The organism is Photobacterium sp. DNB22_13_2, from assembly GCF_052873915.1.
The window spans coordinates 1-242 of record NZ_JBNNXU010000258.1 but is presented as its reverse complement, the minus strand read 5'-3'; the positions used below and the strand labels follow the sequence as shown (position 1 = coordinate 242).

The following is a 242-nucleotide window of genomic DNA, read 5'->3' as shown; positions in this document are numbered from 1 at the left end:
GGTCAGGCTCTACGCCGCCGAGAGCCTCGACCATTATCAATGGCTCAAGGATCAGGGCGTGCCCTACAAGGGCAGCTTCCTTCCCGGCAAAATCATCGAGCCGGCCGAGGACGATACCCTGATCTGGTCGGGCAGCGAGGCGGCATGGCCGTTCGCCGAGACCGCCACCCCTGCCCCGCGCGGCCATACAATCCAGTGGATGGGCTGGGGCGGCGGGCGCAAGCTGATCGACATCCTCGAAA

The 242-nt window shown here is 65.3% G+C and carries 1 protein-coding gene; it reads left to right on the top strand.

Annotated elements, in window-relative coordinates; translation table 11 throughout:
- Positions 1 to 242 (top strand): hypothetical protein (locus ACVA58_RS28575; RefSeq protein WP_446513603.1); only part of this gene is annotated, 242 nt, incomplete at both ends.